Below are 13,218 nucleotides of genomic sequence, written 5' to 3' on the forward strand. Positions count from 1 at the left end.
GCCACGGCCGGGACCGGGGCGGGAGCTACGGCCAGGGCCGGGCCCGGGCCCGCGATCTGGACCGGAGCCATGACCGGGACCTGGGCCGGAGGCGGGTTCGTGGGCGCCGTCGGGTGGAAGGTGCCTGTGGTCGATGTCGTGCGCGTGGGGTACATCGTTGCCTCCCTCGTCATGCGAACAGCCGGCGCCAGGTTTCCGGGCCCGGGTAGCCGTCGGCCTCGGCTCCGCGCCAGCCCTGTGCGCGCTGGAAGGCCTCGACGTTGCGGCGGTCGACCTCGCCCCAGCGGGGGCCCGGGCCGGACGTGTAGTACTTGCCGAAGCCCTTCCTCACCAGCTGGCGGCCGAGGGCGGTGATGGACGGGTGGGACGCTCCCGGGCGGAACGCCGCCTTGCCCGGATAGGCGGGCTTGCCCGCCGGACCCGGAGCGCCGCCCGGCGTCGGCGGGCTCGGCACGCCGCCCGGCGTCGGCGGGATGGGAGCGCCGCCCGGCGTCGGCGGGATGGGAGCGCCTCCCGGCGTCGGCGGGGTGGGAGCGCCGTCCGGCGTCGGCGGGATGTCCTTGCCCTGGTGCCGGGCGAGCAGCCGCCAGGTGTGTGCGCCCGGGAGGCCGTCGGCGTCGGTGCCCGTCCAGCCCTGGGCCTTCTGGAAGGCCTGGGTCGCCAGCCGGTCGGAGTCGGTCCACTTCGTGCCGACGCCCTGCGGGTAGAAGCGGTAGCCGCCCCGGTCGGACAGCATCCGGCCGAGCTGGGCGACGTACGCGTTGTTCGCGCCCGGACCGAACTTCGACGCCCCGGGGAAGGCCGCCGGGACGGCCGGGGTGGCGCCCGGCGCCGGCGGGTCGGCGACCGGGGTCTGGGGAGCGACGACCGGGGTCTGGGGAGCGGCGGCGCCCGTCACCCCGTTGAACCGGTACGGGAGGTACTTCGTCGGGTTGTCCCAGTAGCCGTAGGGCGTGGCCTGGCGGCGCGTCGTGGGTTTCGTCTGCTCGTAGGCGACGTAGTGCGTCCGCGACTCGTCCACCCACCCGCCGAAGAGCACGACGTGCGAGCCCTTGGTGGGGTCGGCCGGGTTGTGGAAGAGCAGCATGTCTCCCGGCAGCAGCTCCTCCTTCGTGATCCGGGTGGCGAACTTGTCGAGGCTGCCGGTCCATTCGTTCGTGCCGAGGTTCCAGGCCATCGAGATGTAGCCCGAGCAGTCCTGCCGGTAGCCGTCCACCCAGTACTCGGACATGCTGTACGGGACCTTCGCGTCCAGCCACACCTTCGCCCGGTTGATGATCGTCGCCCGGTCGATCCGCTTCACCGCCGAGGGCGCTCCCGGCAGGCCCGTGGGCTTCGCGGGGGTGCCCTTCTTGCCGCCGTGCAGCGGCGACCGGCCGCCCTGGGGCTGTCCCGGGTCGTCCAGCGACACCGTGCCGCCGGGGCCCGGCGTGGTCACCGCGACCGCCGCTCCCCCGCCGCCGAAGACCACTCCCGCGGCGGTGGCCAGGACCAGCGCCCGACGGGCTCCGCGCGCGGCCGGGTGGCCGCCGTCGCGCAGCGGTATGGCCCGGGCGCGGGCGAGCGCGCGGCGGCGGTGGGCGCAGCCCCGGCACGGGCAGTCACCGGCGGGCTGGTACTCCTCGAAGGCGGGCATCGGCATGGCCGTCGGTGCCGGCGTCACTTCGCGCACATGCGTCGGAGGCTGCGTCGTCATGCGGTTGCGTCACTCCCCTGTTCGTCCGCTGGTCAGCCGGGACCGCATCGGGCGGGGCGTCAGATCCGGCCTGACCCAGACATATGGTGCACGACAAACCAACCAAACATGGGTTAATCGGACAACGCGGGCGCGGCTTGTCACGAGCACCCCCGCAGGTGGGGTAGAGTTTTGCCTGTCACCAAGCGCCGCTAGCTCAGTTGGTTAGAGCAGCTGACTCTTAATCAGCGGGTCCGGGGTTCGAGTCCCTGGCGGCGCACAGACGGAAGAAGCCCTCCGCAGCGAAAGCTGCGGAGGGCTTCTTCGTTTTCCGCCGTGCGACACGTGGGCCCGCATCGGTCCGCGCCGGTCCTTGCCGGTCCGCGCCGGTCCTTGCCGGTCCGCGCCGGTCCGCGGCGTCCTACGCCGCCGTCCCCGGGCGGATCCCGGCGCCGGTCAGGTACGCCGACACCACCACGTTCGCCGAGTACTGCTTGGCCGCCTTGTCGTACGAGCCGCCGCAGGTCACCAGCCGCAGCTCCGACCGGCCCTTGACCCGCGGACCGTACGCCTCGGCCGGGTCGAAGCCCGCGCGCTCGTGGACCCGTACGTCCTCGATCGTGAACTCGGCGACCGAGCCGTCCGCCCGCACCACGCGGATCTTGTCGCCCGGCTTCGCCGAGCTCAGGCCGAAGAACACCGCCGGCTTCGACTGCGTGTCCACGTGCCCAACCATCAGCGCGGTCCCGGCCGTGCCGGGCTGCGCGCCGCCGCGCCACCAGCCCACCACGCCCGGGTTCCCGTACGGCGGCGGCTCGATCGCCCCCTGTGCGTCCAGGTCCCGGGTGATCACCGGGGCCTGGATGCCTATGGACGGTACGTCGACCCGTGCGGGCGGGGCCGGCCCCAGCGGGACGTGCGCCGCGGGCAGCCCCGGGGCCGCCGGCCCTCCGGCCCGGCCGGGGAGCGGACTCGGCACCCCGGTGATCTCGCGGCCCCACAGCCACAGCCCGAGCACCAGCACCGACCAGGCGGCGAAGGTCAGCAGCCGGGAACCGCCGGAGCCCTTCGGCTCCGCGCTCACCCTCCGCTCACTCGCCGCTGCGGCGACGGCGCAGGCTCAGCGCCCGGCCGGCGACCGCGAGGGTGGCCACGGCGGCGAGGACGGCTCCGATCACTGTGTGCGGCAGGCCGGGGCCGTCGCCACCGTGGCTCTTCTTCGTCGCCGCGGCCAGCTGCGCCGCGTCGGCGGCCTTCGCCACCTCGGCGACCTTCGCCTGCTCCGCCGCGTTCGCCTTCGACTTCGCGGCGATCTCCTCGGACATGCCGCCGCCGCCCGCGTGGACCGGCCAGACGGGCGAGTGGTGCGGCTTGGGGTGGTGCTCCCGGCGGTGCTCGATCTCGATCGAGCCCCACTCGCGGTCGTCGCGGCCGCCGCACTTGACCCGGATGTCGTGGCGGCCGGGCTCGGCCCACGAACGGATCATCGCGTCGCCCCACAGGGTGCGGCGGTCGTCGCGGCCCGTCGACAGCCGTACCTCGGAGACGAAGACGGGGGACTGGGCGATGGCCCAGTCGTCGTCACAGCCGCGGACGCGCAGTTTGACCTGCGCCCCCGGCTCGGCCGGATCGGGGTCGGCCGACACGCTGCCGCGGTGCGGCTCCTCGGCGAGGGCGAGGGGTGCGGTCACGGCGGACAGGGCCGTCAGGGCGACGGCCACCCCGGTGACACGGAGAGCGATCAGATCGGTGCGCATGGTGAACCTCCTCAACAACGAGATTCACGCGCGCCGCGCCGCTCCGCATCCGGAGCGGCGCCCTCTTGGCCCGTACGAGTCAGCCGTACGCCCTGATCGAAGGCATCAGACGAGGTCGACGAGGTCCGCGATGGAGTCGAACGTCATGGTCGGGCGGTAAGGGAACTTCTCGGTGTCCTCGGTGGACGTCAGGCCGGTCAGGACGAGGAAGGTCTGCATGCCCGCCTCCAGCCCGGCCAGGATGTCGGTGTCCATCCGGTCGCCGATCATCGCGCTGCTGTGCGAGTGCGCGCCGATGGCGTTGAGGCCGGTCCGCATCATCAGCGGGTTGGGCTTGCCGGCGAAGTACGGCTTCTTGCCCGTCGCCTTGGTGATCAGCGCGGCGACCGCGCCCGTGGCGGGCAGCGGGCCCTCGGCGGAGGGGCCGGTCTCGTCCGGGTTGGTGCAGATGAAGCGGGCACCCGCGTTGATCAGGCGGACCGCCTTGGTCATCGCCTCGAAGCTGTAGGTGCGGGTCTCGCCCAGCACCACGTAGTCCGGCTCGTGGTCGGTCAGGATGTAACCGATGTCGTGCAGGGCGGTGGTCAGGCCCGCCTCGCCGATGACGTACGCGGTGCCGCCTGGGCGCTGGTCGTCGAGGAACTTCGCGGTGGCCAGCGCCGAGGTCCAGATGTTCTCGACGGGGACTTCCAGACCCATCCGGCTGAGGCGGGCCTGGAGGTCGCGCGGGGTGTAGATCGAGTTGTTGGTCAGGACCAGGAAGGGCTTGCCGGACTCGCGCAGCCGGTTGATGAAGGCGTCCGCGCCGGGGATCGGGATGCCCTCGTGGACGAGGACCCCGTCCATGTCGGTGAGCCAGGATTCGATCGGCTTGCGCTCTGCCACTGGACTGTTCTCCGCTCTCGGTGGCGTCTGACCTCTGTGACCTCTGGTCTCTACCACCCTATCGGGGCCGGGCCGCGAACGCGTTCGGTGTCCACGGCCCGGACCGGAGGGCCGGATCAGCCCAGACGGACGTTGTCCACGGTCCAGTACCAGTTGTTGTCGCCGCTGTAGCGGAAGCGGACTTGGACGTCGGTGGCGTCGGCCGGGACCTGGAGCGCGATCGACTCGGACCGGGCGACGGCGTCGGCGGTATAGCTCTTGACGACCGCCGGCGTACCGCCGTTGTAGGAGACCAGGACCTGGGCGCTCTGGCCTGCCTCGTGGCGGTAGTGCGTCTGGAAGGTGAGGCTCCTCGTCGAGCCGCCGGTGACCGGCCACTTGGGAGTGATCAGGGTGGAGTCGTAGGAGCCGGTGTGGCTCTTGTCGTCCCACTCGTCGGAGTCGGCGACGGCGAACACGTCACGGGAGCGGACGTTCAGCTCGCGCCACTGGTCGCGCTGCGACTGGCTCCAGAACTCGTCGGTCGCGAAGGCCCAGCCGGCCCACTCGGCGACACCGCCCGTGCCCATCTTCGAGTTGTCGACGGCCCAGCCGGCCGGCGGGGTGTGCGTGAACCCCTTGGTGGTGGCGGGGATGCCCGTCTCGTCCACCCGTGCCCGGAGGTTCGGGCGCAGCGTGTCGAACGAGTCGTCGTCCGGAGCGTCGAGCGGTACTCCGTCGACGGCGGAGCCGGACGCGACCCCGACCTGGGCGAGCGCGGTCGCCGCCACGTCGACGAGCTTCACGTCGCTGCGCACCGAACCGGCGGGAATGCCCGCGCCCTTGGCGATGACGAAGGTGCCGCGCTCCTGGAGGGTGGAGCCGCCGTGGCCGCCGGCGTCGGTGTGACCGTGGTCGGTGGTGACCAGGACCTTCCAGTTCTCCTGCCCGTAGGTGGGGCGGGCCTGGACGGCGGTGAGGAGCTGGCCGACCAGCTTGTCCACGCGGGCGATCGTGTTCAGGTACTCCTGGCTCGCGGCGCCGGAGGAGTGGCCGGCGTGGTCGATCTCGCCGAAGTAGACGAAGGCGGCGTCGGGGTTCTGGTCCCGCAGTTCGGCGGCGGCCGCCGCGGCGATCTTCGGGTCCTCGCCGCCGTAGCCGTCGCGGTCGCCCTTGAGGCTGAGCCGCTTGTCGACCTTGGCCGAGAAGATCGGGCCGTTCTGGTCGGTGGAGGTGATGGGCTCCCAGTCGGCGGCCGCGTACGTGTTGAGCGCCGGCTTGGCGTTCTCGATGCGGGTCAGGAAGTCCGGGTGGGCCGTGTAGTTCTTGCCGCTGAAGGAGTTGTCCCTCACCCCGTGCTTGTCGGGCCAGACGCCGGTGGCGATCGTGGACCAGCCGGGGCCCGAGGAGGTGGTGGCCATCGGGTTCGCGTACAGGGTGCTGCGGGCGGTGAGGCCTTGGGCCATCAGGCCGTTGAGATGGGGGGCGTTGGCGGCCTTGACGCGGTCCAGGACCGTGCCGTCGATGCCGATGACGAGGACTTTGCCGACGGTGGCGGCGGCCTCGTCCGCGGTGGCCGCGTGGGCGCCGAGGGTGGTGGCGAGCAGGGCCGTGGCGGTGGCGGCCACGGCGAGGGCGCGTCCGAACGGGACAGTGCGCACGTACTCCTCCGGGAGTGATCGTGGGAGAGGACTCAGGGGGACACGACATGCCTCGGGTCCGGGCCGAGGGCGCGGCCTTCGGTCCAGACCCGTTATGCGATCGTCACTATCGCGGACACGGGTGACCGGGAGGCGACCGATCAGCTTCCGGTGGCCGACTTCCACGCGTCGACGTAGCCGGTGAGATTCTCGTCGATGTCGCTCCAGTCCGGCTCGAAGATCTCGACACCGTTGAGGATCTTGGTGAGTTCGACGGCGTTGGCGTCGGTGGGCCTGACGTCCGTGCGCGCCGGGAAGCCGCCGCCGATCGCGCTGACCTGCTCCTGGGCCTCCTCGCTGAGCAGGAAGTCGAGGAGCTTCTTGCCGTTTTCGGTGTGCGGGGCCTTGTCGACCAGGCCGGCCGCGTACGGGAAGGCGAAGGTGGTGGGCCCGCCGCCGTCCTTTGCGGGGAACCAGATGCCCAGGTTCGGCATGGACTTGGACTGCTCGAAGTTCATCTGGACGTCGCCGTTGGCGACGAGCAGCTCGCCCTTGTCGGTCTTGGGCGCGAGCTTGCTGGTGGAGGAGGACGGGCCGACGTTGTTGGCCTGGAGCTTCTTCAGGTACGCCATCGCCTGCTCCTCGCCACCGAAGTCGCGCATCGCTTTGATGAGCACCGCCGTGCCGTCACCGGCCACGCCCGGGGTGGAGTACTGGACCTTGCCCTTGTACCGGGGATCCAGCAGCTCCTCCCAGGTCTTGGGGGCGGCCGCGAGCTCCTTCTTGTTGTAGACGAAGCCGAAGTAGTTGTTGACGACGGAGGTCCACTTGCCGTCGGCCCCCTTGTGGGCGCCGTTGACCTTGTCGGAGCCCTGCGGTTCGTACGCCTGGAGCAGGCCCTTGCCGTCCGCCTGCTGGATGGAAGGGGGGCAGGGTGATCAGCACGTCGGCCTGCGTGTTGGTCTTCTCGCGGACGGCCCGCTGCACCATCTCGCCCGAGCCGCCCTCGACGTACTTGACCTCGATGCCGGTCCTCTTCGTGAAGTCGGCGAAGACCTTGTCGTACCAGCCGTCGCCCTGTGCTCCCTTGAGGCCGTCGGCACTGTAGACGGTGACGGTCTTCTCGCCGCCGCCCCGGGAGCCGGCCGCGGTGGAGCCGCCACAGGCGGTGAGGCCCGCGGCCAGGGCGAGTCCGCCGGTGACGGCGGCGGTGACGCGCAGGGGCTTGATGCTGGGCATGGAACTTCCTCACGGGAGAAGGGAGTCGGGGGAGGCGTGACGGACGGGCGGGGGGCGGCGCACGGCACTGGCGCCCGGCCCTGGCGAACGGCACCGGCGCGCAGCAGCGGCGTACGGCTCTAGCGGTACGCGGCCTTGGTGCGGACGCGCGAGACGGCCAGCAGGACCAGCAGGGTGGTGGCCATCAGGACCACGGCGACGGCGGATCCGCTGAAGAGCGAACCGCGGTCGGTGGCGGTGAAGATGCGGACCGGCAGGGGCGTCCAGTCCGGCGGGTAGAGCATCATCGTGGCGCTCAGCTCGCCCATGGACAGGGCGAAGCACAGTCCGGCGGCTGCCGTGAGGGACGGCAGCAGGAGAGGCAGCCTGACCCGCCACACCACGTACGCGGGGCGGCCGCCCAGGGAGGCCGCCGCCTGCTCGTACGCGGGGTCGAGACGCACGATGGCAGCCGAAACCGACTGGTAGGCGAACGCCGTGACGAGGATCGTGTGCGCCAGGACCACGATCGAGCCGGTGCCGTTCAAGAGCAGCGGCGGCCTGCTGAAGGCGACGAGCACGGCGAGGCCGACGACCACGGACGGCACGGCGACCGGCAGCACGAACAGCGCGTCCATGGACCGCCTGCCGCGCTCGCCCAGCCGCGCCGCGGCGAGCGCGGCCCAGGTGCCGACGGTCAGCGCGAGCAGGCTGGCGGCCAGGGCGGTGACCAGGGAGGTCGTCAGCGCCTGGAGGGACTCGCCGCGCACGGCGGAGGCGTAGTTCCCGGTGGTCGGGCCGGAGGGGAGGGCCCCGGACCAGTGGGTGGAGAAGGACGCGGCCACCACCACGAGGAGCGGCAGGGCGAAGAGGGGCAGGAAGAGGAGGCCGAAGAGGCCCCAGGCAGCCCACCGGCCGGTCTTGCTATGCACCAGCACGCTTGCTCACCACCCGGTAGAGGCCGAACAGGCCGACGGAGATCGCGATGTTGACCACGGCGACCACGCAGGCGGCCGAGTAGTCGGATTCGAGGATCGCCTTGCCGTAGATGAGCATCGGGAGCGTGGTGACGTCCTTGGCTCCGGTGAACAGGACGATCCCGAACTCGTTGAGGCACATGACGAGGACGAGGCTGCCGCCGGCGGCGAGGGCCGGCAGGGACTCGGGGAGGATCACCCGCCGGACGATCCGGGCGGGCTTCGCGCCGAGCGAGGAGGCCACTTCCAGCTGGGCGGTGTCCAGTTGGGAGAAGGAGGCGAGCAGCGGGCGCACCACGAAGGGCGTGAAGTAGGTGACCTCCGCGAGGAGGACGCCCCACGGGGTGGTCAGGAAGTGGAACGGCCCGTCACCGGCCCCGGAGACATCGGTCCACAAGCCGTTGGCCATGCCGACCGTGCCGTAGACGAAGAGGAGGGCGAGGGTGATGAGGAAGGAGGGGAAGGAGACGAAGACGTCGATGAACTTGGCGACGGCGCGCGCCCCGGGGAACGGGACGAAGGCGATGACCAGCGCGAGCGCGAAGCCGAGGACCAGACAGCCGACGGTGGCCCCGACGGCCAGCCACACCGTCGTTCCGAGGGCTTCGCGGAAGGAGTGCGAGGCGAAGACGGAGGCGTAGGCGCCGAAGGCCCCGCCGCCGTTCTCGGGGCTGAGGGACTGCCGGACGACCAGGGCGAGCGGGTAGAGGAAGAGCGCGGCGAGCACGGCCACGGGAGGAACCGCCCACAGCAGGCCGGGCACGGTACGGGGCGCCCGTGCGGCCGGGGCCGCGAAGCCGCCCGGGGATCCGGCCGGGGATTCGGGCTCGCCCGGGGCGAGGCCCCGTACCGGCTGGTGGGGTACGGCCGGAGCTTCCGGGTCCGGCCGGGTCCCGGCCGCCTGCCGCGGTGTGCGGCGGTCCGTCAGCTCAGCCATCGGACACCCCCGCCGACAGCAGGACCGCGTCGCGCGGCTCGAAGTGCAGGGTGACGCGGTCGCCGAGCGCCGGGGTCTCGCGGAGCTCGGGCAGGTCCGCCTTGATCCGGTGTCCCTCGACGTCGACGTGGAGCCGGTGGGTCGAGCCGCGCCACTGGACCTCGGTGATCGTCCCGCTGAGCGCGTTGGGGCCGGCGCCGAGGCCGAGCAGGTGCGGCCGTACGCACAGGGTCGCGCTCGCGCCGACAGCCGCGCGGCCGGGGTCGAGCGCGAGGGCGTGACCGGCGAAGAGCGCGCCCTCGGCGGCCACGGTGACGGGCAGCAGGTTGGCGTTGCCGACGAAGGAGGCGGTGAACTCCGTGCGCGGCGCCCGGTACAGCTCCTGCGGGGTGCCGCAGTCCTGGAGGCGGGCCCGGTCCATGACGGCGATCCGGTCGGCCAGGGTCAGCGCCTCGACCTGGTCGTGGGTGACGTAGAGGATCGACACGTCGGGCAGTTCGCGGTGCAGCCGGGCCAGTTCGGCGAGCATCCCCGAGCGCAACTGCGCGTCGAGCGCGGACAGCGGCTCGTCCAGCAGCAGCACCCCGGGGCGGATGGCCAGCGCGCGGGCGATGGCCACGCGCTGCTGCTGTCCGCCGGAGAGCTCGCGCGGGTAGCGCCTGGCGTAGGCCGCCATCCCGGTCAACTCCAGGGCCTCGGCGACCCGGCCCGGGATCTCGCCCTTGGGCGTCTTGCGCGCCTTGAGGCCGAAGGCGACGTTGTCCGCGACGCGCATGTGCGGGAAGAGCGCGTACTGCTGGACGACCATGCCGATGCCGCGCTTGTGGGGCGGGAGCGCGGTGACGTCCCGGCCGCCGATCAGCACCCGGCCCGAGACGGGCCGGACGAAACCGGCGACGGCCCGCAGGGCGGTGGTCTTGCCGGAGCCGGAGGGGCCGAGCAGCGCCATGACCTCACCGGGCTCGACGGTCAGGTCGAGCCGGTCCAGGACGGTGTCGCCGCCGTAGGCGACGCAGACCGAGTCGAAGCGGATGCCGCTCACGCGCGGGGCTCCTGCTCGTGCTGCTCTCGCTCTCCCCGTTGCTCGTGCTGTTCCTGCTGGTCCAGTAGCGCCGGGAGTTCGGCGATGGAGCCGAGCACGTGGGTGGCTCCGTGGGTGTGCAGGGCCTCGCGGTCGTGGGCGCCGGTGAGGACGCCCGCGACGATGCCGGCGCCGGAGCGGACGCCGCTGAGCATGTCGTACGCCGTGTCGCCGGCGACGACCGTCTCGCGTACGTCGGCCACGGCGCCGGTGCGCAGGAAGGCGGCCAGGACCATGTCCGGGTAGGGCCGGCCGCGGCCGCCCGCGTCGGCGGGGCACAGGGTGAGGTCGGCCAGGCCCTGCCAGCCGAGGGCGTCGAGGATGGCGTCCTGGGTGACTCGGGCGAAGCCGGTGGTCAGGACGACGGTGCGGCCCTCCGCGCGGAGCTCCTCGATGGCCTCGCGGGCGCCGGGGACCGGCGCGATGAGGCCGCCGTCCACGAGCTCCCCGTAGGCCTCCTCGAAGGCGGAGTTGGCGCGCTGGGCGAGTTCCTCGGTGCCGAAGAGGTGGCGGAAGACGGCGATCTTCGACTCGCCCATGGTGTCGCGGACGTACTGGAGCTTGACGGCGTGGTCGGCGCTGCCGGGCTCGACGCCCAGGCGCTCCGCGGCACGCGCGAAGGCGCGCTCGACGAGGCCGCCGTCGGCGACGGTGGTGCCGGCCATGTCGAGGACGACCAGCTTGCCGGGGGTGACGGGGGTGATGGGGGTGGAGGTGGCTGAGGTGTGGGGGGTCTTGTCGGTCATCGTGCTTACCAGCCCAGTTCGTTCGCGGTGGTCTCGGCTATGGCGGGCGAGCAGGTCATGCCCCGGCCGCCGGGTCCGGTCACCAGCCAGACGCCGTCGCTCACCTGCTGGCGGTGGACGACGCGGGTGGTGTCGGTGCACTGCGCGTACACGCCCGCCCAGCGGTGCCTGATCTTCGGCAGCGGGCGGCCCAGGAAGGACTCGACGACCTCGGTGAGGTGCTCGTAGGGGTCTTCGAGGGTGTCGAACGCGAAGGGGTGCTCGTACGCGTGGGTGTCACCGATGGTCAGTCCGCCGTCCCGGCGCTGGACCATCAGCAGCTGCATCTTGTGCGCGGCGGCGATCGGCGCCTGCGCCTGCTCGGCGTTGAGTTCGTCCAGGGCGTCTCCCTGGTACGCGGGGTAGTAGCGGAAGCTGTCGGCGTCGGCGACCGAGGTCGTCAGGACCTCACCGAGCGGTGCGGTCTGCATCATCTGCAGCCGGACGCGGCGCACGGGCAGGTCGGGGACCAGCTCGCGGACGAGTCCGGACAGCCAGGCACCGGTGGCGAGGACGACGGCGTCGCCCTGGTGGACGTCACCGTGGTCGTCGCGGACCGAGGCGGGGCCCAGGCGGGAGGCGGAGGCGGAGCTGGAGGCGGAGGCGGAGCTGGAGGTGGAGGCGGAGGTGCCCGTCGTGCCGGTGGTGCCCGTGATGCCGGAGCCGGTGACCTCGCGGACCTCGCGGCCGGGGAGGAAGGTGTAGCGGCCGGAGGCCTTGAGGGCCTCCCGCAGGTGGAGTTGGGCGGTGCGCGGCTCGACCGCCGCGTCCCGCTCGCACCACAGGGCGCCCTCGAAGACGCCGCGCAGGGCCGGGTTGATCCGCCGGGCCTCGTCCGCGGTGATCAGCTCGTAGCCGCGGGCCGCTGCGTCGGGCCGGGCCGCGGCCGCCTCGGCGACGGCGTACTCGCGGGCGTTGCGGACGGGGGTGAGGGAACCGATGGCACGGAACCCCAGGCCGGGCACCCGTGCACCGATCTCCTCCCAGAGTTCGCGGGCCCGCAGGGCGGTGTCGAGCTCCTCGCCCCCGGCCCGTCCGCTGACCCAGATCTGGCCGAAATTGCGCAGGGACGCGCCGCGGGCCTCGGCCTCTCGCTCGATCTGGACGACCTCGTGGCCGCGTTCGACTGCTTGCCAGGCGTGCATGGTGCCTACCACGCCGCCTCCGACGACTATGACTCTCACCCGCTCCACGTTGGGGGCGATCCGTGGCCCGGGCGGATCACGTGGGCGACGTTCCGGTGAACAGCCTCCGACACTTGGACTAGACCCGTTACGTTTTCGTGATCTGTAGCTGCCGGAGCTCGGCTTGGTAGGGCGATCTACTCGGGCGGAGAGGGCCGCAGGCGGGTCGTGAAGCTGAACCGGTCGCCACGGTAGAGCGAACGCACCCGCTCCAGCGGCCGGCCGTCCCGGTCCCGCGAAAAACGGTGGATGAGCAGCATCGGGAGCGCGGGCGGAGTGCCGATCAGCAGGGCCTCGCGGGGGGTGGCCAGGACCGTTTCCAGCTTCTCGTCGGCCTCCCCGAAGGAGATTCCGAGGCTGTCGTGGAGGTAGGCGTAGAAGGAGGAGTCCGGCTGGAAATCGACGTCGAGGCGGGGCGCGCGGGCGACGCGGATGTAGGTGCTCTCCAGTCCGACCCGTTCGTCGTCGGCGAGGAGCACGCGTTCCAGGTGCCATACGGGCTCCCCCGGGTCGGCGCCGATGCCGGTCGCCACGTCGGCCGGGCAGGGGAAGCGCTCCAGGCCGATGAGGTGGCGCCCGGGGGCGCGCCCTTGGCGGCGTACGCCCTCGGTGTAACTCGCCAGCGACAGCGGCTGCTCCAGCTTCGGCCCGGCGACGACGGTGCCGCGGCCGGAGCGGCGCAGTCGGCCCTCGAGCAGCAGCTCGCGCAGGGCCTGGCGGACGGTCTCCCGGGAGACCTCGCACTGCTCGGCGAGATCCCGCTCGGTGGGCAGCAGCCCACCCTCTCCGAGCTCGTCGAGCAGCCCGGCGATGCGTGCCTTGACGGCGTAGTACTTGGGGATGCGACCGTGCTCCGGGATCCCGGAGCGGACGGGCAGGCCGGGGTGGTGGTGGTGCGCGTACTGGGTCGGTTCGTCCACCCTCGGACTCTACGTGGGCTGCGCGCCGGGGCTGCGCCGCGGCGGGTCGGGCTCGGCTCGGCTCGGTGGGGCTCGGTGGGCTCGGCTCGGTCGGCGCGGCTCGGTGGGGCTCGGCTCGGTGGGCTCGGCTGGTCGGCGCGGCTCGGCCGGCGCGGCTCGGGGGGGCTCGGCTGGGTCGGC

General features: G+C 72.4%; 11 protein-coding genes, 1 tRNA gene and 1 pseudogene. 1 reads left to right on the plus strand and 12 read right to left on the minus strand.

Annotation, left to right across the window (positions count from 1 at the left end; translation table 11 throughout):
• Positions 1-169: 169 nt before the first annotated feature.
• A complete protein-coding gene (locus tag J7E97_RS32820) occupies positions 170-1,642 on the minus strand; it encodes a peptidoglycan-binding protein (protein WP_215034863.1) in 1,473 nt (490 codons plus the stop codon).
• Between the two features lie 239 nt (positions 1,643-1,881).
• Here J7E97_RS32820 and J7E97_RS32825 point away from each other — a divergent pair.
• A tRNA-Lys gene (locus tag J7E97_RS32825) sits at positions 1,882-1,955 on the plus strand.
• Positions 1,956-2,096: 141 nt separating this feature from the next.
• Here J7E97_RS32825 and J7E97_RS32830 read toward each other — a convergent pair.
• From J7E97_RS32830 to J7E97_RS32880, 11 genes and pseudogenes are all read right to left on the minus strand, one after another.
• Positions 2,097-2,759, minus strand: coding sequence for a class F sortase (locus tag J7E97_RS32830; protein WP_215034846.1), 663 nt, complete (start codon positions 2,757-2,759; stop codon positions 2,097-2,099).
• A 7-nt stretch (positions 2,760-2,766) separates the two neighbouring features.
• Positions 2,767-3,432, minus strand: coding sequence for a hypothetical protein (locus tag J7E97_RS32835; RefSeq protein WP_215034848.1), 666 nt, complete (start codon positions 3,430-3,432; stop codon positions 2,767-2,769).
• Positions 3,433-3,537: 105 nt separating this feature from the next.
• Complete coding sequence (locus J7E97_RS32840; protein ID WP_215034850.1) at positions 3,538-4,317, minus strand: HAD-IIA family hydrolase; 780 nt, start codon at positions 4,315-4,317, stop codon at positions 3,538-3,540.
• A 116-nt stretch (positions 4,318-4,433) separates the two neighbouring features.
• Positions 4,434-5,957: an alkaline phosphatase family protein gene (locus tag J7E97_RS32845; protein ID WP_308346910.1), complete on the minus strand. Its 1,524-nt coding sequence runs from the start codon at positions 5,955-5,957 to the stop codon at positions 4,434-4,436.
• A gap of 140 nt (positions 5,958-6,097) precedes the next feature.
• Positions 6,098-7,175 (minus strand): annotated as a pseudogene (locus J7E97_RS32850) (2-aminoethylphosphonate ABC transporter substrate-binding protein).
• A gap of 119 nt (positions 7,176-7,294) precedes the next feature.
• Entirely contained in the window at positions 7,295-8,092 is a 798-nt protein-coding gene (locus J7E97_RS32855) for an ABC transporter permease (protein WP_215034852.1), read from the minus strand.
• Positions 8,079-9,068 carry a 2-aminoethylphosphonate ABC transporter permease subunit gene (locus J7E97_RS32860; RefSeq protein ID WP_215034854.1) on the minus strand — a complete coding sequence of 330 codons (990 nt, stop codon included), beginning with the start codon at positions 9,066-9,068 and terminating at the stop codon, positions 8,079-8,081. The genes J7E97_RS32855 and J7E97_RS32860 overlap by 14 nt, the downstream gene beginning before the upstream one ends.
• Positions 9,061-10,110 carry an ABC transporter ATP-binding protein gene (locus J7E97_RS32865; protein ID WP_215034856.1) on the minus strand — a complete coding sequence of 350 codons (1,050 nt, stop codon included), beginning with the start codon at positions 10,108-10,110 and terminating at the stop codon, positions 9,061-9,063. The genes J7E97_RS32860 and J7E97_RS32865 overlap by 8 nt, the downstream gene beginning before the upstream one ends.
• On the minus strand, positions 10,107-10,895 hold the full coding sequence (locus J7E97_RS32870) for a phosphonatase-like hydrolase (RefSeq protein ID WP_215034858.1): 789 nt from the start codon (positions 10,893-10,895) through the stop codon (positions 10,107-10,109). The genes J7E97_RS32865 and J7E97_RS32870 overlap by 4 nt, the downstream gene beginning before the upstream one ends.
• 5 nt (positions 10,896-10,900) lie before the next feature.
• Positions 10,901-12,118: a TIGR03364 family FAD-dependent oxidoreductase gene (locus J7E97_RS32875; RefSeq protein WP_215034860.1), complete on the minus strand. Its 1,218-nt coding sequence runs from the start codon at positions 12,116-12,118 to the stop codon at positions 10,901-10,903.
• Positions 12,119-12,255: 137 nt separating this feature from the next.
• Complete coding sequence (locus J7E97_RS32880) at positions 12,256-13,038, minus strand: GntR family transcriptional regulator (protein WP_215034861.1); 783 nt, start codon at positions 13,036-13,038, stop codon at positions 12,256-12,258.
• Between the last annotated feature and the right edge of the window lie 180 nt (positions 13,039-13,218).

This window comes from Streptomyces sp. ISL-66 (genome assembly GCF_018614135.1).
Lineage (GTDB): Bacteria > Actinomycetota > Actinomycetes > Streptomycetales > Streptomycetaceae > Streptomyces.

What these genes read in the sequence shown, in the direction of transcription:
- J7E97_RS32820 (WP_215034863.1), bottom strand. Translation starts at nt 1,642, where the DNA reads ATGCCGATGCCCGCCTTCGAGGAGTACCAGCCCGCCGGTGACTGCCCG.
- J7E97_RS32835 (WP_215034848.1), bottom strand. Translation starts at nt 3,432, where the DNA reads ATGCGCACCGATCTGATCGCTCTCCGTGTCACCGGGGTGGCCGTCGCC.
- J7E97_RS32860 (WP_215034854.1), bottom strand. Translation starts at nt 9,068, where the DNA reads ATGGCTGAGCTGACGGACCGCCGCACACCGCGGCAGGCGGCCGGGACC.
- J7E97_RS32870 (WP_215034858.1), bottom strand. Translation starts at nt 10,895, where the DNA reads ATGACCGACAAGACCCCCCACACCTCAGCCACCTCCACCCCCATCACC.